Here is a 25,871-nt window from a genome sequence, read left to right as displayed (position 1 = left end):
TTAAATTTTTGCAGCTTGAGCTTCTAAATTTTTAGAAGATACATGAGCTGGAATTAAGCTTTTGTACGAAACAACATTTATAAATAAACCTGATAAGAACCAGCTTACATATGATATGTAAGCTGATGATTCTAATTCAGACGTTAGCATTGGTATAATAACGCCAATTTGAATTAAAAGTAATGTGAGGCAAAGTGTTTTGTTTTTGCCTGTAAGTTTTCTGTACGATATCCAACAGGTTCTGATTAGATAAATATGTGCAGCGAGGTAAAGCGTAAGGCCAATAATACCTGTTTGTACGCCAATAATAATATATTGATTTTCGCCTCCAGTGCCACCACCAGTTGTTGAGGCTAAAACTCCAGATGCCCCAAGACCAAGGCCTAAAGGTTGCTTAACGATGGCTTCTATACCTTCAAGCCAGGCAATAATATGTCCCACGCTAGAAGGGTTTGTGAAAGTGATGGTTTCGTAAATAAAATCGTACAAATCGGGATGGAGTACAAATAGGAAAAAGATAAAATAAAGTACACCTGCTGCAACCATAAAATATATCGAGCGTAAAATGAGTTTATTTTTGGTAACCAGCGCATAAATGTAAATCATAATCAAATAGCTGGCTAAAGATGCTCGCGATAGAGCGAATAATATGCTGAACTGGGTTGCAATAATTGCTAAAATGCCAATAGTATTCGGTTTGAATTTATATTGATCATTGGTGTAAAGGCCTGCAATTATAGACAATGAAATAAGTGTCGCCGCTCCAAATTCAATTGGATTTGCAAAAAAACTGGCAAACCTTTTTAGTCCTGTAGAGGTTTCAAATGTCCAGGAAAGACCATAATTTCCTTCAGGTTCTTGATTGTAATAGTAAAAATTAAAATCTGCGTATCCAGTTAAAGATTGGAAGTGCTGGCTGGTTAAAATCTCAAACACCAATAAAACAGATGCAAGAATAATAACGACCAGAAAAAATTGGAAATACTTGCTAATGTAGATTTCTTTGAGGCTAATCAACCTTCCTGTAAAATATACAAAAACAAAAAAAGTTGTGCTTTTAAATGAAACTGCCTTTTCTAAAAATGGCAACGGACCCACGGGCAGAAAAACATATAAAAGCGTATAGGCGAAGTAGGCTAATATAATATAGTCGATTGTCTGAAAACGAAATTTTCTTTTTAACTCCCAAACACTTATGCCCAATGCAACCAGGATAAGGAGCTCTTTTAAAGGCTGCATTAACGGTATTATGCCTTTAAAGCCAGATTGTAACGCAACCGATAAACTGGTGATGTAGATTGGTAACCCAAATATTAAGAAAACAAATATACCTTGCTTGTTTTTTGCAACGAGTTGCTTTAATGAGAAGAAAAAAGCGGATAAATATATAAAAGGAATTATAAACAAGGTGTTTCTACTTTGGTTTCAAATCTAATGAATTTCCTTTATGTTTGCAGAGATTCATGAAAGTTATCTATACGACCTGTACTTATAATCACATTGCCAGAGCATTTTCTTTAGCAGAATCTGTTGGTAAATTTCATCCAGAATGTAAGTTTATTATTTGCTTGATCGGAGAAATATCTTCAGAAGAAATAATGACTGCTCGTGGGGATCAAGATCAGCGCTATGAAATTTTAAAAGCTTCAGATTTAAAAATTTCATTCTTGCCCGAAATGTATTTAAAGTATAGTACGCTTGAATTAAATGCCGCTCTGAAGCCATATTTTGCTTACCACATATTTAACACGTGGAATGATGTGAGCGACATTGTGTTTTTTGATAGTGATATATTACTTTATGATCAGATAAATGTTATTTTCGAAAAGTTAGTTACTCATAGTATTCTCTTAACGCCGCATTCTTTAAGTTCGGTTGAAAGTGGTTATAGTTTTGATGATCGAAACTTTTTAAGTTCAGGGGTTTTTAACATCGGATTTTTTGCGGTTAAGAGAGATGAAAATGCCTTTGCCTTTCTGGATTGGTGGATGAAAAAGTTGAGAAACGAATGCTTTATCGATGTAAAAAACGGAATGTTTGCAGAGCAGCTTTGCTTAAATCTGGTTCCGATTTATTTTAAAGGTGTTCACATCATGCGCCATTTAGGGTGCAATGTTGCGTACTGGAATCTGCATGAACGAATAATTGCTCCTGCTTCCTCTGGTTATACCGTTAATGGAAACGAATCGTTAATTTTCTATCATTTTAGTGGGGCTACAATGGATTGTTTAGAGGTAGATAGCTTATCTAAGCATCAAAACCGCTACAGTTTCACCAACAGGCCCGATGTTCGCCCATTATTTGAAGATTATATTAAGAGCTTAAAAGATCACAACTTTGATAAATACAACAGTTACTACAGCATTAATAATAGCATAAAAACAAAATCAAAGCTTCTCATCTTCATCGTAAATAATTACAAAAAAATTCATAAAAGAATCTTTCATAAATAACCGAAAAAGCCATTCAGTTTTAGTCTGTTATAAAGCTTGTTGGCAAATTGTTTGATTTTTTTTTCAAATGGTATTATTGGCTTGTTTTTTGTGGATGTGGGATGATAATACAGGGTTTCGATCAATAATATTGGCTCCAAATTATATGTATTATAACCAGACTAGCTATATTTGAAACAACTTTACCCCATCAATGATTGAAAGCAATAGTACTTATTATAAGACAATAAGTATATTAATAGACCTCCTTCTTGTTAATCTTGCTGGATATCTGGGATACATCTATCTATACGGAAATTCTGATAGTAACGATGGGCATCAATTCAGTGTTTTGCATATTCTACTAATCAATTTTGTATGGTTTAATGTAACGCAAATCACCAAACTATATCAGGATATGTTTATCAAGGATGCAATTCCGACAATAAAGCAATCATTCTGGAGTTTGTTTTTTTTCTCAGTAGTTATAATCATATTGGTTATCTATTTAAGAGATTTCAGCATTTCTTATAAGCTTTTAATTACTACTGGATTACTTTTTACACCCGTTTTCTTTGCTGGTAAAATTGGATTCTTATTATTAAGGAGATCCAAAAGATCTAAACTGATAAATTACAAGGAGGTTGTAATTGTAGGTGCTGGTCCTTTGGGCCAGGATTTAAAGAGTTATCTAGATAAAAACCCTCATTTGGGTTATAAGGTTGTCGGCTTTTTTGATGATGCACTTGAAAAATTGGGTCAACGGTATATCCTTGGAAATGTTGATGAATGTATCGATTACGTAAAAGACAGTAATGTAAAAGAAATTTACTGTGCCTTGCCAGATCGGGCGTTAAAAAAAATTGATGTTTTAATGCGACAGGCAGATAAAGCGATGATTCGTTTTAAGCTGGTGCCAGATGTTAAGGATTATTTTAAGAAGAATGTAATGGTGCAGCTGTATGGGCATTTGCCTGTATTAAGCCCGCGAACTGAACCTCTGGAAACACTCAGTAACCAGGTTATAAAGCGAATTTTTGACGTTGTTTTTTCCATCCTGGTTGTTGTATTAGTTATGAGTTGGCTGGTTCCTCTTATGGCTATTCTAATTAAAATGGAATCGAAAGGCCCAGTATTTTTTAAACAACTTCGTTCGGGAAAGGATAACCAATCTTTTTACTGCCTGAAATTTAGAAGTATGTATGTAAATGGCGAAGCCGATACAAAGCAGGCTACTCCTAAAGATGTTCGTGTAACTAAAATTGGTGCTTTTATGCGTAAAAGCAGTATCGATGAAATGCCGCAGTTTTTTAATGTGCTTTTGGGTGAAATGTCGGTCGTAGGTCCCCGTCCTCACATGTTGCAGCATACAGCCGAATATTCTGCCTTAATCGATCAGTTTATGGTAAGGCATTTTCTTTTACCAGGCATTACTGGCTGGGCTCAGGTAAATGGTTTCAGAGGCGAAACCCGGGAAGATGGCTCAATGGAAGAAAGAGTTAAAGCTGATATCTGGTACTTAGAAAACTGGTCGTTATTACTCGATTTAAAAATTACCTTTTTAACCATTTGGCAAGTGCTTGTGGGGCATAAAAACGCAAATTAGAATTCCATAAGTCTAAATTTAATACAGAAATTTGATGATTTCTAAGACAAACCAAATTATTTTCCGTCCTTTGCGAAATCATTTTAATGAGAAAACTATGTTGATGAAGAAACTTTTACCCTTTTTATTCCTGATTTTTATTGTTAGCCAAATCCAGGCTCAATCTCAATACCAACCCTATTCATATCAATTTTACCAAAAGCTTAATAGAGAAGTTTATAACCCTGAAACTCGTTTTCACAGTAGTTTAAAGCCTTTTTTTATTGATGATAGTTTATTGGTTGAACATGGTAAACAATTATTGAGTGTTGGAATTGATTCTACAAGGCATTCGTGGGTTAGCCGAAAAATATTTAATGAGCATTTGATAGACATTCAAAAACCCGAATATACTTTTTATGCAGATTTTTTACCTGATTTTCAAATCGGTAAAGATTTCTCTGGAAAGCAAAATCTATGGTTAAATACCCGTGGGTACCAGGTTGGTGGTACGGTTGGTAAGAAATTCTCTTTTTACACAAGCGGCTTTGAAAATCAAGGACAATTTGCAAAATATTATACTGATTATGCAAGAAGCATAAATGTTGTTCCAGGCCAATCCTATAATCGTGATTATGGCTCAAATTTTGGTAAAACATCATTAGATTGGTCTTATGTTACCGCATCAATTTCCTATACGCCAGTTAAATATTTAAACGTAACTGCTGGTTACGATAAAAACTTTATTGGTGATGGTTATCGTTCCATGCTTTTATCTGATGTTGCTTCTCCTTCCCCTTTTTTAAAGCTTACTGGAAATTTAGGTAACGTTCAATACATGGCATTATGGACTTCAATGCAAGATCCAAATATTCCAAAATTATCATATGATGCTGGAAACCGTAAAAAGGGTGGTGTTTTTCACTATTTAGATTGGAATGTAAATAATCGACTATCTGTTGGGTTTTTTGATGCAATTATTTGGGGCGAAACCGATGATTTAGGAAATAAAAGAGGATTTGATTGGGGCTACGCGAATCCAATAATTTTCTTGCGTCCGGTTGAAGCTTCGAGTGGTTCACCTGATAACTCAATGATTGGTTTAACTGCAAAATATAAGTTATCAAAAGAAGTTATTGCTTACGGCCAATTTGCTCTTGATGAATTTGAGGCTAAAAATTTCTTTTCAAGTAACGGAAGTTCGAGAAATAAGTACGGATGGCAATTAGGTATTAGAGGTGCTGATATTTTCAAAATAGAAAACCTAAATTATTTGCTGGAGTATAATACTGCAAAACCGTATACCTATACTGGTCGTACACCAATTGTTAGTTACACTTCTTATTCGGAGCCATTGGCACACCGATTAGGTGCCAATTTCAGAGAGTTGCTTGGGATTGCAAATTATTCATATAAAAGATTTGATTTTACGGGTCAGTTGCAATATGCTAAATATGGTTTAAGTGTTAATGGCCAGGATTACGGTAAAGATCTTAGTATTCCTTACTATGATGCTAAAAACCAACTTGGTAATTATACTACTCAGGGTCTTCGTACAGATTTGTATTATGCAGAAGGAAGAGTGGCCTATATTATCAATCCAAAATATAACCTTCGCTTAGAATTGGGTGGTATTTACCGCAGAGAAAGTAATGCTGTTGGAACAAGTAATACAGGAATTATTACCTTCGGATTAAGAAGTTCATTCAGAAATCTTTATTCTGACTTTTAATAGTATTTAATAAAAAGTAAAGGCCTCGTTTAAATTTTAAACGAGGCCTTTACTTTTAAATCTGGATTTATTATTATCCAACCATTGTATTTGTTGTGCGTTTAACCGCTACTTTTCTAACCGCTTCAATAATCGATGCTTTATCGTAACCACATTCTGCCCAAAGTTCAGCTTGTTCTCCGTGCTCGATAAACTCATCTGGGATCCCTAAACGAATTACACTTGCATTATAGTTATGATCGGCCATAAACTCTAATACTGCAGAGCCAACGCCACCTTGTAGAGAACCATCTTCTACCGTGATTATGTGTTTATATTTTGAGAAAACCTCATGAAGCATTTGCTCATCTAAAGGCTTAACAAAACGTAAATCGTAATGAGCTGGATAAATGCCTTCGCTATTTAATTCTGCACGCGCTTCAACGGCAAAATTTCCAACGTGGCCAATTGTTAAAATGGCAACTTCTTCGCCATCACATATTTTTCTGCCTTTACCAATTTCTAATGCTTTGAAAGGCCTTTTCCAATCGGGCATAACCCCATTACCACGTGGGTAACGAATAACAAACGGACCAGCATTTTCTTGCTGAGCAGTAAACATTAAGTTACGTAACTCTTCTTCGTTCATTGGCGATGAAACCACTAAATTCGGAATGCAGCGCATATAAGCAATATCGTATGCGCCATGATGTGTTGCACCATCAGCGCCAGCCAAACCAGCTCTATCTAAACAAAAAACTACATTTAGTTTTTGTATGGCTACATCATGAATTACCTGATCGTAAGCTCTTTGCATAAAGCTCGAGTAAATATTACAAAAAGGCACCAACCCTTGCGCAGCTAAACCTGCTGAAAAAGTAACCGCATGTTGCTCTGCGATACCCACATCAAAAGCTCTGGTGGGCATTGCTTTCATCATAATGTTTAACGATGAGCCAGACGGCATTGCAGGCGTAATCCCAACAATTTTGGCATTAGCTTCAGCCAGTTCTACCATGGTATGCCCGAAAACATCCTGGTATTTTGGGGGCTGCGGTTTATCTGCTATACTTTTTTTAATCTCGCCCGTAATCTTATCAAAAAGACCTGGTGCATGCCATTTTGTTTGGTCTTTTTCGGCTAAGGCAAAGCCTTTACCTTTTACGGTAATGCAATGCAATAACTTAGGTCCGGGAATTTCCTTTAAGTCTTTTATAATTGATGCCAGGCGTTTAACATCATGGCCATCAACAGGACCGAAATATCTAAAGTTTAAAGCTTCGAATAAATTGCTTTGTTTAAGAAGTGTTCCTTTTATACTTTTCTCAATCTTCTTAACATATTTATGTGCATTTGGGCCAAGCTTAGAAAGTCCAGCTAACACATTAGAAATATCATCGCGAAAGCGGTTGTAAGATTTTGAGGTTGTAATGCTTGTTAAATATTCTTTTAATGCACCAACGTTAGGATCGATAGACATGCAGTTATCATTCAAGATTACTAACACATTGCTATTTTCTATTCCTGCATGGTTTAAGCCTTCAAAAGCTAAACCTGCTGTCATTGCGCCATCGCCAATAACGGCAACGTGTTGTCGATCTGTTTCGCCTTTAATTTGAGAGGCAACAGCCATACCTAAAGCTGCTGAAATAGAAGTAGATGAGTGACCAACACCAAATGTGTCGTATTCGCTCTCACTTATTTTCGGAAAACCACTTATGCCTTTATAAATACGGTTAGTATGGAAAAGTTCGCGGCGACCAGTTAGTATTTTATGACCATAAGCCTGATGGCCAACATCCCAAACTAACTTATCATAAGGCGTGTTTAATGCATAATGTAAGGCAACTGTTAATTCGACAACACCTAGGCTCGAGCCAAAATGCCCTCCGTTTACACTCACAACATCGATAATGTATTGACGTAATTCCTGGCTTATTTGCTCTAAGTCAGCTTCACTATATTGCTTTAAGTCAGCAGGATAGTTAATTTTAGATAATAGGGGACCAGCTTTTACTTGCATTCGGTATTTTGGGTAAAAAACAAGATACAAAGAAAGGTATTTTTGTTTTAATATTTAAGAAAAAAACATTCAATAACTACAACAGCTGATGAACAGGTAAAATTAGTCGATAATCAGTGGCAAATCGTTGAGTAAGATATATTTTTAACAAACCAGGAATTAAATTGTGTTCGATAATTTATTAAGTTTGTTTTAGAGATGCAAACTGAGAATTTTGAAATTAAACTTCCCGTTTTCGAAGGCCCATTCGATTTATTATTATTTTTTATCGAACGCGATGAACTTAATATTCAGGATGTAGAAATTTCAAAAATTACCAACGACTTTTTATCCTACATTCATAAGTTGTTGGGTTTAAATGTTGAGGTAGCTAGTGAGTTTATTCTCGTTGCGGCAACCCTAATGCGCATAAAATCTAAAATGCTTCTACCGAGGATTGAAATTGATGAAGCTGGAAATGAGATTAATCCAGAGCAAGATTTAATTGCCCGACTAATTGCATATAAACAATTTAAATCGGCTGCCGAGGAGCTTAGGTTTTTTGAGGATGCCAGAATGCAGCAGGAGCGAAGAGGTAATATCGAAAATGATTTAACGCTTGCCGCAGAATCCTCCACTCATCAAGACGAACTTTTATCGCTAGATTTATATAAACTACTTATGGTTTACCACAGAACCATGCAGAAATATGAGCTGCGGAGCCAGGAGGTTAAGCATACTGTTGTTCAATATCCATATACAATTGAGCAGCAGAAACATTTTATATCTAATCTTTTAGATATTAACAAGCAAATCGATTTTGCTATGGTGCTTAAGAATTCGGAGAATAAAGTACATTTTGTTTATAATTTCCTGGCCATTTTAGAAATGTTGCAACAACAAATCGTTGAGATAACCATTGGGAGCGGCTTTAATAACTTTAATGTAAAAGCAGTTGACTAATACGGCCTTAGTTAATTTCAAAATTGTTACTTTTGCCAAAAAAATAACAAACCTATTTTAAGGATGAAACGTGATAACCAAATTTTTGAACTTATTGATAAGGAATTAGACCGCCAAGAGCACGGTTTAGAACTTATTGCATCAGAAAACTTTGTAAGCAAGCAGGTTATGGAAGCCGCTGGCTCAGTATTAACCAATAAATATGCAGAAGGCTTACCAGGTAAACGCTATTATGGCGGCTGCCAGGTTGTAGATGTTGTAGAGCAAATTGCTATCGATAGAGCAAAAGAATTATTTGGTGCTGCATGGGTTAATGTACAGCCACATTCTGGTGCACAGGCCAATGCTGCTGTAATGTTAGCTGTTATTCAACCAGGCGATAAAATTTTAGGTTTCGATCTTTCGCATGGCGGTCACTTAACTCACGGTTCTCCAGTAAATTTTTCAGGAAAATTGTATCAGCCGTTTTTCTACGGTGTAGATAAAGAAACTGGTTTAATCGATTATAAAAAATTAGAAGAAGTTGCTTTAGCAGAAAAACCAAAATTAATTATTTGTGGTGCTTCGGCTTATTCTCGTGAGTGGGATTACGCTTTCATCCGTTCTGTTGCTGATAAAATCGGTGCTTTGGTTTTAGCTGATATTTCACACCCGGCAGGTTTAATTGCTAAAGGTTTATTGGCAAATCCACTACCTCATTGCCATATTGTAACTACTACTACTCACAAAACTTTACGTGGTCCTCGTGGTGGTATGATTATGATGGGTAAAGATTTTGAGAATCCATGGGGCTTAAAAACACCAAAGGGCGAAACACGTATGATGAGTAACTTGCTTGATATGGCTGTTTTTCCAGGTACTCAAGGCGGCCCCCTAGAACACATTATTGCGGCTAAAGCAATTGCTTTTGGTGAAGCATTAAGCGATGAGTATGGTGTTTACATTAAACAAGTTGCAGCCAATGCACAAGCTATGGCTAAAGCTTTTGTAGCTAAGGGCTATGGCATTATTTCTGGGGGAACAGATAATCACTTAATGTTAATCGACCTTCGTAATAAAAATATAACAGGTAAGCTTGCTGAAAATGCTTTAGAGAAAGCAGAAATTACCGTAAACAAAAACATGGTTCCTTTTGATGATAAATCACCATTTGTAACTTCAGGTATCCGTGTTGGAACTGCTGCAATTACCACTCGTGGTTTAAAAGAAGCAGAGATGGAAAAAATTGTTGATTTAATCGATCAGGTTTTAACAAACCCAGAAGATGAAGCTAATTTAAACGCAGTGAAAGCTGAAGTTATTAAGTTAGTAAGCACTTTCCCGCTTTATAAATAATATCTCTTTTTTGTTTACAACAAGGCCCTTTTTCATAATTGAACAAGGGCCTTGTTATAAATTATTATTTTTAATATTTAGGTTTTGCGGATGAAGAAATTCTATATTCTATTTTTTATAATACTATTTATTTCCTGCAAGAAAGAGATAAAATTACCGCGAAGTTTTAAAAACATATTAATTCTTGGCAATAGCATAACCATACATGTTCCCGATGCCTCAATTGGTTGGTATGGCAATTGGGGCATGGCAGCTACTTCTAAAGACAAAGATTATGTTCATGTTCTAGAGAAATTAACGAGGGCGGCGATACAACCAGTTAACATTTCAGGATGGGAGAATAGTCCGCTAACGTTCGATTTATCGATTTTAGATAAACATTTGCTTAATAACCCAGATTTGGTGTTGATCAGGCTGGGAGAAAATATCAGAGATCCTAAGAATTTGTATTCATCGTTAGAGGCTTTACTAAATAAAATAAAAACCAGTAGTCCTGCTGCTAAAATTATGATTACAGGAACATTTTGGTTAAATACTCATGTAACTGCCATTTTGGAAGATTTTGCCAATCAGAATGGATTAATGTTTGTGCCATTATCGCATTTAACGAGAAACGAAAATATATCTTTTATTGGAGATTTAATCAAAGGGGAGGATGGGCTTATCCACTCGGTAACTAACCAGGAGGTAGCAGATCATCCTGGAGATGCGGGCATGCAAAAAATTGCTGAAGCTATAGCTTTAAAGATTGAAGCGCTAAACTTAAAGTCTTTTTAAAAGTAAAGGGCCGATATTCTTTTGAAGAAATATCGACCCTTACCATCTAAATTAACGCTCTCGAATATATAAACGCTATGAAATATAATTTGTTTTATCAAAAGTGAAAAAAATTAATAATTTTCGTAACAACCTAAAGATGAGGGAAAAATTCTTGTTATGTTGTTTAAATCATGATTCAGGTAAAGATTAAAATAGACATCTGCGGATAAATCAAGTCCTTTTTTTAAAGCTGGACTATTATTCAGTAATGCAAAATTACCTTGACTGGAAGAAGCAAACAAGGGATCGATATTAATCATATTGCCATTGTTGTTATAGCCTGTATTTGTAGTCTTAATTAAATTGTTGAAAAGATTTGATTGAACGATTGCCGTGCTTTTCTTTTGAATATCTAACTCATTAGTTAAGCTACCCCAAATAATATTATTGGTTAAATTTAACTGTAAATTGTTAAAAGCCTTAGTTGTTAGGTAATCAGAGAAAGTTAAAGCTGCGGTTTTTCTTGGGAAATTTAGGTTAAAACCTGCAAAGGTGTTTTGCTTTAAGTTATAGTTTCCTCCGCCGATGGCGTATATTAAATAATTGCCGCAATTATGCATTAGGTTATTAAAAGCTAATAATTCTGAATGGTAACCAATGTAAGCCGCAACCTGCATGTTTTTAACTATGCTATTGGTTAAAATTAACTTGGGCGTATTATTTGCCGATAAAGAATCGGATGTAATGCCAACTGAGGCATTTTTAAGAATTGCATTTTTAATTACTCCAGTTCCGCTCGACTTGAGATAAATTCCTTTCCACTGGCCAGGCTGATCGCTGTAAACGGTTTCTAATCTGTCGCTACAGAACTCTATCGGCTCTGAAACTGTTCCCGAAGCGTATAACGAACCTTCAACATTCATAATCGCATCTTTGTGAAAGTAAACTTTGGCCCCAGGCTGTATGTTTAATGTCGAACCATTTTTTATTGTTACTGAACCATTTATAATATAAGGTAAGTTTTTGTTCCAGATGGTATTTGTAGTAATACTTTGATTATCTATAAACACAGCATTTTGTCCGTAAGCTTCAAGTTGGATAACTTGTCTGTTTTTGTTTATAGTTAAAACTATAGAATCTTTTACCAGAAAAGATAAACTTTTGGAATCTGGATTTATCGTAACCTTAACAAATAGGTTTAAAGAATCCTGACCATTTAAAATTAGATTGGTTTGAGAAGGTAGATTTTGTCCGTTAATGTTTATACTGAAAGGAGAAGAGTTGCCACCTGAGAGTTTGATTTCTGAAATATTTAACGCATCGTTGTTTTTGTTTGATATTTTGATTTTTCTAACTGTAGAGCCGATTGATGTAAAAACGGTATCGAATAAAATGGCATTGCTCGAGAAACTTAACTTAGCATTGGGATCGGTTGTAATGCGTTCATCCTTTCGGCAGGCCGAAATTAAGATTAACAATAAAAAAACTCCAATTATTGAACGCATAATCCAAATATGAGAAAATTATTCAGCGAAAGCGAGTGCGGCAATACTAACTTTTGCTGCCCCGTTTTCTAAAAGCGTATTTGCACATGCCTCCAATGTTGCGCCAGTTGTAATTACATCATCAACTAATAAAATATGTTTTTCTTTAATATTTTCTGGTTTGTTTATCTTGAAAACTGCTTTCATATTTTCGTAACGGTTATATCTGCTTTTTCTGGTTTGGCTTTCTGTAGAAATCGCTCGGACTAAAATATTTTCAGCAAACGAAACTTCCATCTTCGCTGATACGCCTTCTGCTATAAAAGTACTTTGGTTGTAGCCTCGTAGTTTAAGTTTCTTTTGGTGTAATGGTACTGGGATTATTAAATCAATATCTTGATAAATTGCTGCATTCTTTAATCTTTCTCCAAGTAAATTGCCAAGTGAAATACCAACCTCAGTTTTTCCATTATATTTAAGATTATGAATCAGGTTTTGAACTTTGGCTCCTTTCCTGAAATATAACATAGCCATTGCTGCGTTTATGGGCAATCGCCCCCAAAGTTGTTTAGCTACTCTATTTTCGGCATGATGATGATAATCTGTAAAGGGTAAATCGTATAAGCATTTCGTGCAAATTAAATGTTCGGCACTAAAAAGTGGCGTTCCACAGGCATTGCAAAGATTTGGAAATAGTAATCCGATTAAATCAGAGCTCCATTGCTGCAACCATGTGTTATTTGATTTAGCGATTCCCATATAATTATAAATAAGCCGCAATTTGAAATATTGCCTATTTAAATATAGTGTTTCTTCGGGTAGATTTAAAAATGACTGTAAAACTTGTAGTCATTGCCCTCAATGTGTGGAGAAACTCCACAATTTGATTTTTCTGGCACACCATTAAATTGCTGAAAATCAAATAGTTGATTTGTTTGACCTGCTTTGGCATTATTATGAAACATTAGCAAGTATTGTTACACATATTAAATTTTAAAAATCATACTATGAAAAAGTTCATTTTATCAGCTACATTTTTAGCGTTCGCAGGGTTCTCAGCAGTACAAGCAAGTGAAGTAAAAGATTTAAAAACTACTGCAATTGTTGCAGTTCAAGATAGTGCAGTAAAAACTCCAGTTAAATTGGAAGAATTACCTGAGCCAGTAACAACAGCATTAAAATCTGATGCTTATAAAGGTTGGACCGCAACAGAAGCTTGGTCGGTTAAAGAGGGTGCAAAAGAGTACTATTTAATTAACGTTAAAAAAGAAGCAGAAACAGGTTCTGTTAAAATTGACAAAGACGGTAAACCAGTTCAATAATCAATTTCAAATATATAATAAGCCTTTAAGGCATAATTAACATAAGCGTAGCCTCCGTGCTACGCATTAAATAAAAACTATAACCATGAAAAAATTAATTTTATCAGCTGCGTTCTTAGCATTTGCAGGATTCTCAGCAGTACAAGCGAGCGAAGTAAACACAATTAAAAATGCTGCAATTGTTGCAGTTCAAGATAGTGCAGTAAAAACTCCAGTTAAATTGGAAGAATTACCTGAGCCAGTAACAACAGCATTAAAATCTGATGCTTATAAAGGCTGGACCGCAACCGAAGCTTGGTCGGTTAAAGAAGGAGCAAAAGAATATTACCTAATCAATGTTAAAAAAGAAGCAGAAACAGGTTCTGTGAAAATTGATAAAGACGGTAAACCAGTTCAATAACCCTCAAAAATTTCATCTACCTTAATAGAAAGGCCAGTTTTTAACTGGCTTTTCTTATTTTTGTTGTATGGCGAGAATCCTGATTCTAGAAGACGATACAACATTTGCTCAATTACTTGAAGGTTTTTTAACTAAAAACAAATATGAGGTTACGCTCGTAACTCATATTAAGCAATCTTTTAAATTAATCGAAAATCAGGAATTCGATTTGCTTTTAATTGATTATCGTTTGCCAGACGGAATCGGTTTCGAAGTTTTAACTCATGTCAGAGATTTGGGACTTTCTATCCCGATTATTATCATGACAAGCTTTAACGATGTTCGTACAGCAGTAAAATCTATACAACTTGGTGCTTTCGATTACATTACAAAACCAGTAAATCCAGATGAACTTTTAATGGTCATCAAAAATTCTTTAACTAAAAAGGATTCGAAAGACATTATAGTTGAAAAAGTTGATTCTGATTTAATTAGAGGCAAAAGCGCAATTGCCGACAGATTATATGAACATATTGCATTAGTTGCTCCGACAGATATGTCGGTAATTATTCAAGGTGAGAGTGGAACGGGAAAAGAATTTGCCGCCAGAACCCTTCATCAGCAAAGTAAACGTGCTGGTAAGCCATTCGTAGCCATCGATTGTGGTGCTTTATCGAAAGATTTGGCTGCAAGCGAATTATTTGGGCATGTAAAAGGTGCATTTACTGGTGCTTTAAGCGATAAAAAAGGTCAGTTTGAAGCTGCAAACGGCGGAACTATCTTTTTAGATGAAGTTGGGAACCTAAGTTATGAAGTTCAGATAAAGTTGCTGCGGGCCTTGCAGGAGAGGGTAATTCAACCTTTAGGTAGTACGAAACAAGTTGCTGTTGATGTTCGGATTATTACGGCCACAAACGACGATTTAAATAACACTATTCAACAGGGCGAATTTAGAGAGGATTTATATCATCGATTAAATGAATTTAAAATTCAGTTACCTGCCTTGCGGGATCGAGGTTCTGATTTGGAATTATTTATCAATCATTTTATACAGCTATCTAATCGGGATTTAGATAGAAATGTTAAAAGTATTTCAGCTGATGCAAAATCGTTATTGCTTAATTACGACTGGCCAGGTAATTTACGGGAATTAAGTAATGTAATTAAACGAATGGTTTTATTAAGTCCAGGCGATATTGCGCAGGTTAATGCATTGCCTGATGAAATGACCATTGCGGTTAATCAGCAAACTTTGCCAGGCAGTTCATCAGATTTGAAAGCTGTAAATGAACAGAACGAAAAAACTTTGATTGCAGAAACACTAATCAAGGCAAAATATAATAAATCAAAGGCAGCAAAAATGCTTAATATCGACCGAAAAACGCTTTACGCGAAGATGGAACGATATGGGATTGAGTAATTCTTAACTTCACCGCACAAGAAAAAATGCAAGGAAGGTTTATTATTTTTCGCGAATCTTTGCATTAAGGTTAGCTTTATTTGCGGTTATTTAAACCATATAATCCATTTCTTCCATAACTTTTATCAAGGCATCCAACTTCTTCAACTGCAGCAAAATTTCTTCTTTATGCTGATTTGTAATTCCTTGTTCAGCTACTTCTATTTCAAGTATTCTAAATGCGTGTGCTAAAGTTTTAGAGCCCATTTGTGCTGTTCTGCCCGCAAGTCGATGAACAAGTAATCTCGTTTTATCCTGGTTATTTTCGTCGAGATAAATTTTTAATTCAGCAGCATCATCAATGCAATCTTGTTTAAAACGGTTGAGAATTTTCTCCAGCATTTGCTGGTCGCCAAAAGTCATTTTCTCAATTGATGAAAAATCGAATTCAGGTTGTTCGGTAATAATTTCTGTTTTATCAAAAATTGATAATAAATCTACCGTCTGAAAAGGTTTCATAATTAAGCCATCAAAGCCCTCGCTTAAAACCATTTTACGTTCTTCAGGTAAAACCTGAGCTGTAATGGCGTAAAACTTAATGGTTTTTGGAAGTTTTCTCTTTAAGATGTGGCAAAGCTCCAAGCCCGTCATTTCAGGTAGGCGCATATCAACAAGTACATATTTCAAGTCGTCAAGCGGTGTTTCGTTTAAAATGTCGGCCACCAAACTAAAACTTTTATAAGGGATTTTATTCTTCTCGAAAATTAAACCACATAAATCCAGGATTAATTTATCATCATCAATTATCCAAACCGTACCTGGATTTACAATTGTATAATGATCCAAGTCTAGCAGGTCATTTGTGCGTTCTTCAGTTTCTTTATAAGTTAAATAAATATTAAAGGTTGTACCTAAACCTGGCTTGCTTTTTACATGGATGCGGCCACCTTGCGCTTCGATTAGTGACTTAACAATAGGCAATCCTAAACCTGTTCCAGTTTGGTTAATTACATATTTTTCAGGCGATTCAATTTGTTCGAATTCATTAAATATTTTCGGAATATCCTTTTCTTCAAAACCTATTCCAGTATCTTTTATTGTAAATTGAAAATGTAAGCTATCGTGTTGTTTCTTGCATGATACAGCTAAATTAATCTGGCCTTTTAGCGTAAATTTCACAGCATTGCCTAAAATGTTAAACAAGATTTGTTTCAATCTAAAGGCATCGCCTTTAACAAATTCAACATGGTCTAAATCTAAGTCGGTAATTAATTTAAGCGATTTCTGTTCGGCAAGAGGGCGCATTACAGAGGTAACTTCATCCAAAATTTTTCTAATATCAAATACCTGGTTATTAAAGCTAAACTCTCCCGAAATAATTCGGTTATAATCTAAAACCTCGTTTACAATTTGTAACAAATGGATGGAAGACTGGTAAATTGCATCAATGTCTTTTTTCTTAGGATTTTCTTGTTGTGTGATCAGTTCGGCGTAACCCAGTATTGATTGTAAAGGCGTACGAATTTCGTGGCTCATATTCGAAAGAAAACGCTGTTTGGCTTTGCCATGATATTCGGCTTCGTCTTTAGCAGCCTCCAGTTCTTTTCTATATTTATTGCTCTTGGTAATATCGGTTAAAATGAGATAAAGCAAAATGACAGTAATCAAAAAGAATGCAATAATGATTGTTGTAATTTGGGTGATACCATCGTTAACCACCTGCTTCGCTTGTATGCCATTTAAATCTACTTGTGTTACCGCTTGCGCTTCAACCTCTCTCAAAATTTGCAGCATTTGATTGGTTAAAGTATTACTGGCATTCGATAAATCAGCTTCACGTTTTAAAAATTTCTCACTCTTTTGCCGCTGTTCTTTTTCAATGGTTTTTAAAGAGCCAGTCATGCTTTTCATAATGCTGTCTTCGGCCTTGGCGTTTAAAGTATCGCGTTTTACCTTAAACTCTTCATTAATAATTTTGTAAACATCGGCTTTCTTTTTGCCAAATAACTTGCTCAAAAAGCCTCTCGATTTTTCTTCTTCTTCGGGTGCAACGGTAGTGGTAGAGGTTGTGGTTTCAGTTGTTAAAACTGCGCTATCTGTTTGTCTGGTTCGAGTGGTAACCAGTTCATTTAATTTCTGAACCTCGTCAGAGAAAGATTTAGTATTAACCAGCGTTTCACGAACTTTTAAATAAGAAATAAATTGTTTATCTCTTTCTACGAGTAGATTTTTGATGGATTTTATTCGTACCAGTTGCAGCGAATCGCCATTATATAACTTACTTAAAGTATCTAAACTCGATCTTAATTTTCGCGATTCTTTAAGGAAGCTGTTATTGTTTTGCTTATTAAAAGCTTCATCGCGTTGCAGCTGATCTAACCTCGCAATTTTGTGCGATAAATCGTTTACAATTCTTAATCGATCATTTGGTGCAGAAATTTCTTCAACCGTATTCAGCATTCTGGTAAAAGCAAACTTGCTTATTCCCCAAGCCAAAAGCAAGGCAAAACAGGCGAATAAAAAACCAATAATCACTTTACTTTTTATTGCCCTGAAAAAACGTTTCTGAATAACGGCCGCCATTTATATTAGATTCTGTCGTACTATTTAACGTAAGTTTTCGCCAAAAAGACATGTTGAACTAATTAATACAATTACCTAACCTAAAAGGTTTGAAATAATTACTTAATTTTATTCCAGCCTAAACTATGAATCGCATCGACCGCCTTTTTGGAATTTTAACTTTACTGCAATCGCGGAAATATATAAGCGCAGAAAAAATTGCCGAGCGATTCGATATGAGCGTTCGCACAGTATATCGTGATATTAAAGCTTTAGGCGAACAAGGCATTCCTGTAAGCTTCGAGCAAAACAAGGGGTATTTTTTGGTTCAGGGTTATTTTCTGCCACCAGTTTCTTTTAATATGGATGAAGCAAACGCCCTTTTATTAGTAGAAAGCTTGGTTAATGGTTTTGCCGATAATTCCATTCGCTCACATTATTCATCAGCGTTAACAAAGGTAAAGGCTGTTTTAAAAACCAGTCAGAAAGAAAAACTGGAAACCATGAATCAGCACATCAAATTGCAAGTTCCAGAACGATTATCTTTCAATTACGAATACCTGTCATTAATACAGAATGCAATTTCCGATAAGCAAATGATCGAATTAGATTATAAAAATGCAAAAGGAGAAATAAGCAAACGCCAAGTAGAACCAATAGGTTTAATCTTTTATGCTTTTAGTTGGCATTTAATTGCCTGGTGTCATTTCAGAAACCAATATCGCGATTTCAACCTAACACGAATTATTTGTCTTAAAAACCTGGAAAAATCCTTCTTAAAAACTGAGCACATGCCACTGAGCGATTATATGAGTATGCTGCCTGTAAATTTCTAATTATTTGAAAAGCAAATCACAATAGATTGTAAGCGGCATAGCCCTCGTTTCAAATCCGCTCGTGATGAAAAATCGAAATTCGGTTTTCTGCTAAGTAATGTTTAGGTGGTACAAAATGGTAATTTCGGTTATAAACCAAACTAGCTAAATGCTCAGCAAAAACCACAGCTGCGCCTTTTCTAATTATATTTCGCTTTGCATTAAATATCTTACATAAATCCAACGCTTTAAAAATCTAAAAACTTAAATTTGCCACAACAAAAATCAAAATATAATGAGTTTCAGAATAGAACACGATACCATGGGCGAGGTTCAAGTGCCTGCCGACAAATACTGGGGTGCACAAACCGAACGCTCACGCAATAACTTCAAAATCGGTCCAGAAGGTTCGATGCCTAAAGAAATTATTCATGCTTTTGGCTATTTGAAAAAAGCGGCAGCTTTGGCTAATACCGAGCTTGGCGTACTTGCTGCAGATAAAGCAGAATTAATTGCAAAAGCGTGCGATGAAATTATTGCAGGTAAGTTAGATGATCAATTTCCATTGGTAATTTGGCAAACAGGTTCTGGTACGCAAAGTAACATGAACGGAAATGAGGTAATTGCAAATCGTGCTCACGTAATTAATGGTGGCGCATTGGCTGATGATAAAAAAGTGCTTCACCCGAACGATGATGTAAACAAATCGCAATCATCTAACGATACTTATCCAACTGCAATGCATATTGCAGCCTATAAATTAACGGTAGAAAATACCATTCCAGGTTTAACACATTTAAGAAATGCCTTAGCTAAAAAGGTCGAAGAATTTAGTTCGATAGTTAAAACTGGCCGTACCCATTTTATGGATGCTACGCCTTTAACTTTAGGTCAAGAATTTTCGGGTTATGTACAACAAATCGATAACAGCATCAGGGCAATTAAAAATGCTTTGGTAATGGTTGCCGAATTGGCTTTAGGTGGTACCGCTGTTGGTACAGGTTTAAATACACCAAAAGGTTACGATGTTTTAGTAGCTCAAAAAATTGCCGATTTAACAGGCTTGCCTTTTGTAACTGCTCCAAATAAATTCGAAGCATTAGCCGCTCACGATGCAATGGTTGAACTTTCTGGTGCTTTAAAACGTACTGCGGTTGCTTTAATGAAAGTTGCTAATGATGTACGTATGTTAAGTTCTGGCCCACGTTGTGGTATTGGCGAAATCGTAATTCCCGATAACGAACCGGGTTCTTCAATTATGCCAGGAAAAGTTAATCCTACGCAGCCAGAAGCGCTAACCATGGTTTGTGCTCAGGTAATCGGTAACGATGTTGCAGTTTCGGTTGGTGGTATGTCTGGCCATTTCGAGTTGAACGTTTTCAAACCATTAATCGCGGCAAACGTGTTACAATCTGCTCGTTTAATTGGCGATGCCTGCGTTTCTTTCACCGATAAATGTGCAGAAGGCATTACTGCTAACTTGCCCGAAATTGAGAAACACTTACAAAACTCGTTAATGTTGGTTACTGCTTTAAACCCTCATGTTGGTTATGAAAATGCAGCTAAAATTGCAAAGAAAGCACATAAAGAAAACAAAACTTTAAAGGCAGCAGCTGTAGAGTTGGGCTTATTAACTAACGAACAATTCGATGAGTGGGTTCGTCCGGAAGATATGGTTGGTAGCTTGAAATAACCACATTAAGAAAGTAAAAACACGGTCATTCTTAGCATATTCGAAGGATGAATGTTTTTACTTTCGACTTTGAATGAAAATTTTGGGTAAAGCAAAGACAGTAGTTTTTCGGATTCGATAGTCCCGCTTTTTGCTTCAAGTTTTTGAATTTCTGAAATGCTGAGGAACGAAGCATCTGTTTCATACCTCAGCATTATAATATATTAACGGTTGCTACAACAAAAAGCTTTCCGCTACAATCGGGTTTATTTAACTCAAAACAGTGCTCGAATTTAAAATAGTTGCCCTGCTAAAAATGCAAAAGTCAAAAAACAAACATCTTGGTTTGAAAATCATCCATCGTTCCTCAAGGTTAAAGCCTTTGTATATCATTCTTTTTGCCTTTTCTGTTTTGCAGCTTGCCTGCTCTCCTCGTCCTAATATTCAGGGTAAAGGCGAAGCATTTATGCAAGGCATTTGGAACGAAGATTCAGTTGCTTTTAGCGATAAATTAAAAAACTATACCCAACATCACTTTAAATTTAGCTGCGATTCAGTTTATATAGATTTTGTAACGCATAGTAAAATTAATTTCTACGAAGATTCTTGCTATAACAATGGCGTTTGGAAAGAATACGCAAAAGGTGTATATGCTGTAAAAGGCGACACCTTATTTGTTGGAGCAACTTTTACCTATGCCAACTATAAACAAAAAATATCTGGCTGTTATCGCATTGGCCGTTACGACCAAAATTTTCTCATCAAAAAACGTACTTCCGATTCCATTTTACTCGAAAGTTTGAGTGATCAGCGAGAGATTAAACTTTCGTTTAAAGAAAAAATAACCTGCGTACAAAAAAAGTTATAAAAATGATATCATCAATTAAAAAGAAATTAGTTATTGCATTAGCGGTAGTATTATTGGCTTACGTGCCAACTCAAGTTAAAGCCTGGGGCATGATCGGTCATCGTGTGGTTGGCGAAGTTGCCGATAGTTACCTGACACCAAAAGCTCGCAAAGCGATACAAGCTATTTTAGGCTCCGAAAGTTTAGCCATGTGTGCAAACTGGGGCGATTTCATTAAATCGGATTCTACTTATAACTATATGTATAACTGGCACTTTGTAAACCTTCCTGGAGGATTGGATAAACAAGGTGTTTTCAGTATTTTAGAAACAGAGAAGGCGCCAAACCTTTACAATAAAATAATCGATTTAACGGCGGTTTTAAAGAAAAAAAGCAGCACTGCATCCGAAAAACAATTAGCCTTACGCATGTTAGTACACATGGCAGGCGATTTATGTCAGCCTATGCATGTTGCCCACAAAGAAGATTTAGGTGGTAACAGGGTTTCTGTACTATGGTTTAATGAAAAATCTAATTTACACCGTGTTTGGGATGAGCAGTTAATCGAGTATCAGCAATTAAGTTATACAGAATATACGAAGGCAATCAATCACCCATCGGCAGTGCAATTATATAATTGGAAAAACACCAGTTTAAAAGATTGCATTTACGAATCTTACACCGTTTGTGCTAAAATATACGATAAAACCAAACCTGATTCGAAATTAAGTTACCGCTATAACTTTGAGTGGGTTGATACACTTAATCAACAGCTTTTAAAAGGTGGTGTTCGTTTAGCAAAGATGCTGAATGATATTTACGGATAGTTTCTCTAAAAAAAAAATCCTCCAAATTCTGGGGGATTTTTCTTTTGTCCTTTGTAGCGTATTAATAATTTACTACGTTTAACTTATCAAATCTAATCAAATGAAAAAGCTATTATTAATGCTCGTAATCTGTACTGCACTATCGTGTAAAAAAGATGTAGACAAAACGCTTACCAGCACAAACTGGAAAATAGAATCGACTACCGTTACACCAGCAATGACGATTGGCACTAAAACAAGCTCAAACTATCTTGAATTAATGGGACCGAGTAGTTGCGACGCCACAATGACTATTTCGTTTGCAAAGGATGGTACTTTCACAGCGGGGTCGAATGGCGCATTATGCGATCTTTTCGTAATTAACAAAAGCGTTACAACCTGGAGAAGAGATGGCGACAAAATATTTTTATCATCATCGCCAAATTCACCATTAATATTAAAAGAAGGTAAACTTGTACAAACCGTAACTACCGCTCCCCAAGCTGGAATTGTTTATACTTTTGTTTACATCTATAAAGAGAAGTAAAAAAACTTTATTTATTATTTTAAGGGCCTATAATTTTGAAAATTTTAATGGTTTGTCTTGGCAATATTTGCCGTTCGCCACTTGCCGAAGGCATTATGCGCCATTTATCTGATGAACAAAATCTAAATTGGAAAATCGCATCAGCAGGTACAGGGCACTGGCATATTGGAAACGCACCTGATCATAGAAGTATTTCGGCAGCTAAATCTTTTGGCTACAACATCAGTAATCAGCGGGCGCAACAGTTTAATCATAAAATGTTCGCCGAATATGATTTAATTCTGGTGATGGACAGAAATAATTTGAGGGATGTTCAAAGCCTTGCAAAAAATGATTTAGAGCGGAAAAAGGTGAAGCTTTTTTTGGATAACGATGAAGTTACAGACCCATATTGGGATAACAGTCTGTTTAGCCCAGTTTGCCAACAAGTTGAAGAAAGATGTAAAGAAATTATCAAACAACTTTCTTAATTTAGGTTGATTCAAATCTCTAACCAACCATAATTATGAAAAAGATTCTTTCTTTTTGCCTGTTACTACTTGCCGTTACTTTCCTGCAAAGTTATATTTCAGCTAAAAAAACACCTAGGGTTTTAGTGTTCTCAAAAACTAAAGGTTTTCGACATGCTTCTATTGAAGCTGGAAAAATAGCTATTCAGAAATTAGGTGCTGAACATAATTTTACTGTAGACACCACTGAAAATGCAGCTTTATTTACAGAAGCAAACCTGAAGAAATATGCAAGCGTTATTTTTCTAAGTACCACAGGTGATGTTTTAGATGATGCACAGCAAGCAGTTTTTGAACGTTACATACAAGCTGGAGGTGGTTACGTGGGTATTCATGCTGCAACCGATACAGAATACGATTGGCCTTGGTATGGTAAATTGGCTGGAGCTTATTTTTTAGATCATCCAGCGCAGCAGGATGCACGCTTTGTTATTAAAGATAAAAAACATCCTTCAACAAAGTTTATGACCGATTCTGTTTGGATGCACAGGGATGAGTTATATAACTTTAAAAGTATCAACCCAGATATCAAGGTACTAATTACATTAGATGAATCTTCTTACAAAGGCGGTAAAAATGGTAAATTCCATCCATTTAGCTGGTACCACAATTTTGATGGTGGAAGAGCTTTTTATACTTCAATGGGGCACACCGAGGAAAGCTGGAAAGAAGATCGCTTTTTAAAACATTTATACGGTGGAATCGAGTATGCCATAGGTAATCAAAAGAATCTGGATTACTCAAAGGCACATTCAAAGTTGCTTTAATTTTATTGTGGGAGGTTTATTGATCTCTCACAAATAAAAATTCAACTAGTAGAAAAGCTGAGATAGCACGTTCGAAGGTGTATTAGTAGCAGGTTTTAGCGCAGTAAATTTTGCAAGTTGAGCCACAGTTAAAGCTGTTCCCAATTTCGATTTTAATCCTGAAGCTAATTTTCCAAATTTACTTTGGTATGCAGCAGGATCAGTTTTTTTGGTCGCAATAATGGTTGCTTTTTGAACTAAGAAATCTTTTACTATAGTGCTTACCGTAGGTTTTTGCGCTGGGGTTAAACTCAAGGCAGGTGTTAACTTACCTAAAATACCAGAGGTAAGACTTGTAGCATCAAAGCCTGTTGCCGATGCAGCAGCTGAACCTACTTTACTTAAAATTCCCTGTGCGTTCGAAGCAAAGTTTAAGCCTAATATAAGTGCGGATAAAATCAATATTTTTTTCATTTGTAAATTATTTTTTACGAATATAGTAGATTTACACCTTTTAAGAATGAAGATTTTATTAAGATTTAATTTCTTTGGCGTTAACCAGGTATATGAAATTAAGCATACAAAAAGATGCAACTGCTCCAAAAGTATGCCATAAGAAATGTGTTCCCATTGGCAATATTTCCCACTTATCGGCAATACGGAAGGTTAGAGCGAATACAAATGCAATTAGTGCAAAACCCACCCACTTCCCATTCTTCCAGTTGGTTTTAAGCAAATAGCCAAAAACAGGAAATAAAACCAATGCAGCCATAAATGCATAATTTATGTTAATGAATATTTGAAAGTCGCCTCCTGTAAATTCTTTTCTTAAGAAAAATTGAAACATCGCGTAGATAAAAACAATAAAAACAGCAAAATACCATTTCGTTATTCTTGCCAAAAAATAGACTCCAGCCGATAGGCAGAGCAGCATAATTGGCAACCAATCCATCATAATAAATATCGGCCATCGCCTAAACCCATGGTAAGTTGTTCCGCCAATTCCACCGATATAAAGTAGTACCAAAACAAGACTCATGAAGGTGTGCTGCTTAAAATTACCCCTAACTTTAAAAGTAAAATAAACTGCTATGGCCAAAAAGAAACAACTGGTTATGGCATTTAAAGGCTCGGGGAATAGTTGATAAAGATTTGTTTCGGTGTACATGGTACCACCATCGGGAGGATTTAGAGTAAAAGCGTTCATAATGTAAGGATTTGATGGTTTTTGAATATTTGCAATCTGCATTTATAAAACAAATTTATTAGCCTTTTGAGTTCGGATTTTAAGTAAAAAATATGCGACTGTAGCTTAACGCAATCCTAACATTTACAGATTTTGTTTGTCTGCGGTCTAATTAAGGCCTATTTTGATTATCGATTTAAGCGTAGTATAGCTAATTGTTGTAAGTATTTAAAAAAGATGACAAACTTTTTTTTGATTGCTTGTGTTGAATTAGTACATCGAAACTATAAAAAATAAAAACATGAAAACTACAACAGCAACCGCAGAGGTTTTAAACGATTTAGTTCAAATTAACAACGACCGTATAAAAGGTTATGAAAAAGCTCGTCAGGAATTAACAGATGGCGATGCGGATTTAAAATCTTTATTTTTAAATATGATTGAAGAAAGTCAGAAATATAAAATGGCTTTGGCTACAGAAATTGCAGCTTCTGGTGAAGACATTGATACTGGAACCACTACTTCTGGTAAAATTTATAGAGGTTGGATGGATGTTAAGGCTTTATTCACAGGTCACGATCGCCAGACTGTTTTAAATAATTGCGAATTTGGAGAAGATGCAGCTCAAAATGCATATAAAATGGCACTAGAAGAAGAGGAATTGCCTTCTAATATCAGGGAGTTGATTTCCGATCAAAAAGCATCATTAAGAACTTCACATGATGAAATCAAAAGATTACGCGATTCACAATAATGAATTAGCTTTTTAAATAGAAACCCGCTTACTGAATTTCAGTAAGCGGGTTTTTA

General features: G+C 35.5%; 24 protein-coding genes. 17 read left to right on the top strand and 7 right to left on the bottom strand.

Going from position 1 to position 25,871, the window contains the following annotated elements:
* Window positions 1-1,239, bottom strand: a complete 1,239-nt coding sequence (locus ACZZZI_RS08465) for an O-antigen ligase family protein (protein WP_463489169.1) — start codon at window positions 1,237-1,239, stop codon at window positions 1-3.
* A gap of 224 nt (window positions 1,240-1,463) precedes the next feature.
* Here ACZZZI_RS08465 and ACZZZI_RS08460 point away from each other — a divergent pair, with 224 nt between their 5' ends.
* From ACZZZI_RS08460 to ACZZZI_RS08450, 3 genes are all read left to right on the top strand, one after another.
* On the top strand, window positions 1,464-2,453 hold the full coding sequence (locus ACZZZI_RS08460; protein WP_463489168.1) for a hypothetical protein: 990 nt from the start codon (window positions 1,464-1,466) through the stop codon (window positions 2,451-2,453).
* A 193-nt stretch (window positions 2,454-2,646) separates the two neighbouring features.
* Window positions 2,647-4,038, top strand: coding sequence for an undecaprenyl-phosphate glucose phosphotransferase (locus ACZZZI_RS08455; RefSeq protein WP_463489167.1), 1,392 nt, complete (start codon window positions 2,647-2,649; stop codon window positions 4,036-4,038).
* 103 nt (window positions 4,039-4,141) lie between these two features.
* Window positions 4,142-5,749, top strand: a complete 1,608-nt coding sequence (locus ACZZZI_RS08450) for a gliding motility protein RemB (protein WP_316762987.1) — start codon at window positions 4,142-4,144, stop codon at window positions 5,747-5,749.
* A 73-nt stretch (window positions 5,750-5,822) separates the two neighbouring features.
* On the opposite strand, the gene dxs is transcribed toward ACZZZI_RS08450, so the two are convergent.
* Window positions 5,823-7,751 carry a 1-deoxy-D-xylulose-5-phosphate synthase gene (dxs, locus tag ACZZZI_RS08445; protein ID WP_316762986.1) on the bottom strand — a complete coding sequence of 643 codons (1,929 nt, stop codon included), beginning with the start codon at window positions 7,749-7,751 and terminating at the stop codon, window positions 5,823-5,825.
* Window positions 7,752-7,949: 198 nt separating this feature from the next.
* On the opposite strand from dxs, the gene ACZZZI_RS08440 reads away from it, so the two are divergent.
* The 3 genes from ACZZZI_RS08440 to ACZZZI_RS08430 all read left to right on the top strand — a co-directional run bounded on the left by ACZZZI_RS08440 (window position 7,950) and on the right by ACZZZI_RS08430 (window position 10,805).
* The gene (locus ACZZZI_RS08440) at window positions 7,950-8,693 is read left to right on the top strand and encodes a segregation and condensation protein A (protein ID WP_316762981.1); all 744 of its coding nucleotides are present in this window, start codon (window positions 7,950-7,952) and stop codon (window positions 8,691-8,693) included.
* A gap of 63 nt (window positions 8,694-8,756) precedes the next feature.
* Entirely contained in the window at window positions 8,757-10,028 is a 1,272-nt protein-coding gene (glyA, locus tag ACZZZI_RS08435) for a serine hydroxymethyltransferase (protein ID WP_316762979.1), read from the top strand.
* Window positions 10,029-10,118: 90 nt separating this feature from the next.
* Window positions 10,119-10,805 carry an SGNH/GDSL hydrolase family protein gene (locus tag ACZZZI_RS08430; protein ID WP_463489166.1) on the top strand — a complete coding sequence of 229 codons (687 nt, stop codon included), beginning with the start codon at window positions 10,119-10,121 and terminating at the stop codon, window positions 10,803-10,805.
* Window positions 10,806-10,918: 113 nt separating this feature from the next.
* Here the strand turns inward: ACZZZI_RS08430 and ACZZZI_RS08425 are convergent, their stop codons facing one another.
* Together ACZZZI_RS08425 and ACZZZI_RS08420 are read right to left on the bottom strand one after the other, a co-directional pair.
* A complete protein-coding gene (locus ACZZZI_RS08425) occupies window positions 10,919-12,292 on the bottom strand; it encodes a hypothetical protein (RefSeq protein WP_463489165.1) in 1,374 nt (457 codons plus the stop codon).
* 18 nt (window positions 12,293-12,310) lie between these two features.
* Window positions 12,311-13,030, bottom strand: coding sequence for a ComF family protein (locus ACZZZI_RS08420; protein ID WP_463489164.1), 720 nt, complete (start codon window positions 13,028-13,030; stop codon window positions 12,311-12,313).
* Between the two features lie 248 nt (window positions 13,031-13,278).
* Between ACZZZI_RS08420 and ACZZZI_RS08415 the strand changes: the two genes are divergently transcribed.
* The 3 genes from ACZZZI_RS08415 to ACZZZI_RS08405 all read left to right on the top strand — a co-directional run bounded on the left by ACZZZI_RS08415 (window position 13,279) and on the right by ACZZZI_RS08405 (window position 15,392).
* Complete coding sequence (locus tag ACZZZI_RS08415; RefSeq protein WP_344769711.1) at window positions 13,279-13,593, top strand: hypothetical protein; 315 nt, start codon at window positions 13,279-13,281, stop codon at window positions 13,591-13,593.
* Window positions 13,594-13,678: 85 nt separating this feature from the next.
* Window positions 13,679-13,993 (top strand): hypothetical protein, encoded by a 315-nt coding sequence (locus tag ACZZZI_RS08410; RefSeq protein ID WP_265799702.1) that lies wholly within the window; start codon window positions 13,679-13,681, stop codon window positions 13,991-13,993.
* 67 nt (window positions 13,994-14,060) lie between these two features.
* Window positions 14,061-15,392, top strand: a complete 1,332-nt coding sequence (locus tag ACZZZI_RS08405) for a sigma-54-dependent transcriptional regulator (protein WP_463489163.1) — start codon at window positions 14,061-14,063, stop codon at window positions 15,390-15,392.
* Window positions 15,393-15,482: 90 nt separating this feature from the next.
* Here ACZZZI_RS08405 and ACZZZI_RS08400 read toward each other — a convergent pair whose 3' ends face one another.
* The gene (locus tag ACZZZI_RS08400) at window positions 15,483-17,954 is read right to left on the bottom strand and encodes a hybrid sensor histidine kinase/response regulator (protein WP_463489162.1); all 2,472 of its coding nucleotides are present in this window, start codon (window positions 17,952-17,954) and stop codon (window positions 15,483-15,485) included.
* A gap of 125 nt (window positions 17,955-18,079) precedes the next feature.
* Here ACZZZI_RS08400 and ACZZZI_RS08395 point away from each other — a divergent pair, with 125 nt between their 5' ends.
* From ACZZZI_RS08395 to ACZZZI_RS08365, 7 genes are all read left to right on the top strand, one after another.
* Window positions 18,080-18,769 carry a helix-turn-helix transcriptional regulator gene (locus ACZZZI_RS08395; RefSeq protein ID WP_463489161.1) on the top strand — a complete coding sequence of 230 codons (690 nt, stop codon included), beginning with the start codon at window positions 18,080-18,082 and terminating at the stop codon, window positions 18,767-18,769.
* A 274-nt stretch (window positions 18,770-19,043) separates the two neighbouring features.
* Entirely contained in the window at window positions 19,044-20,441 is a 1,398-nt protein-coding gene (gene fumC / locus ACZZZI_RS08390) for a class II fumarate hydratase (protein WP_463489160.1), read from the top strand.
* Between the two features lie 295 nt (window positions 20,442-20,736).
* Window positions 20,737-21,288, top strand: coding sequence for a fumarate hydratase (locus tag ACZZZI_RS08385; protein WP_463489159.1), 552 nt, complete (start codon window positions 20,737-20,739; stop codon window positions 21,286-21,288).
* Between the two features lie 2 nt (window positions 21,289-21,290).
* Window positions 21,291-22,094 (top strand): S1/P1 nuclease, encoded by an 804-nt coding sequence (locus ACZZZI_RS08380; protein WP_424056896.1) that lies wholly within the window; start codon window positions 21,291-21,293, stop codon window positions 22,092-22,094.
* Between the two features lie 100 nt (window positions 22,095-22,194).
* Window positions 22,195-22,620, top strand: coding sequence for a hypothetical protein (locus ACZZZI_RS08375; RefSeq protein WP_424056895.1), 426 nt, complete (start codon window positions 22,195-22,197; stop codon window positions 22,618-22,620).
* 35 nt (window positions 22,621-22,655) lie between these two features.
* Complete coding sequence (locus tag ACZZZI_RS08370; RefSeq protein WP_463489158.1) at window positions 22,656-23,090, top strand: low molecular weight protein-tyrosine-phosphatase; 435 nt, start codon at window positions 22,656-22,658, stop codon at window positions 23,088-23,090.
* Window positions 23,091-23,125: 35 nt separating this feature from the next.
* On the top strand, window positions 23,126-23,896 hold the full coding sequence (locus ACZZZI_RS08365; protein WP_463489157.1) for a ThuA domain-containing protein: 771 nt from the start codon (window positions 23,126-23,128) through the stop codon (window positions 23,894-23,896).
* 45 nt (window positions 23,897-23,941) lie between these two features.
* Here the strand turns inward: ACZZZI_RS08365 and ACZZZI_RS08360 are convergent, their stop codons facing one another.
* Together ACZZZI_RS08360 and ACZZZI_RS08355 are read right to left on the bottom strand one after the other, a co-directional pair.
* Window positions 23,942-24,349, bottom strand: a complete 408-nt coding sequence (locus ACZZZI_RS08360) for a hypothetical protein (RefSeq protein ID WP_424056892.1) — start codon at window positions 24,347-24,349, stop codon at window positions 23,942-23,944.
* A 58-nt stretch (window positions 24,350-24,407) separates the two neighbouring features.
* Window positions 24,408-25,082: a hypothetical protein gene (locus ACZZZI_RS08355; protein WP_463489156.1), complete on the bottom strand. Its 675-nt coding sequence runs from the start codon at window positions 25,080-25,082 to the stop codon at window positions 24,408-24,410.
* A gap of 280 nt (window positions 25,083-25,362) precedes the next feature.
* On the opposite strand from ACZZZI_RS08355, the gene ACZZZI_RS08350 reads away from it, so the two are divergent.
* On the top strand, window positions 25,363-25,815 hold the full coding sequence (locus tag ACZZZI_RS08350) for a ferritin-like domain-containing protein (RefSeq protein ID WP_316762928.1): 453 nt from the start codon (window positions 25,363-25,365) through the stop codon (window positions 25,813-25,815).
* The last annotated feature ends 56 nt before the right edge of the window (window positions 25,816-25,871 follow it).

This window comes from Pedobacter sp. AC190, from assembly GCF_979258025.1.
This window is presented reverse-complemented; position numbering and strand designations above follow the sequence as displayed.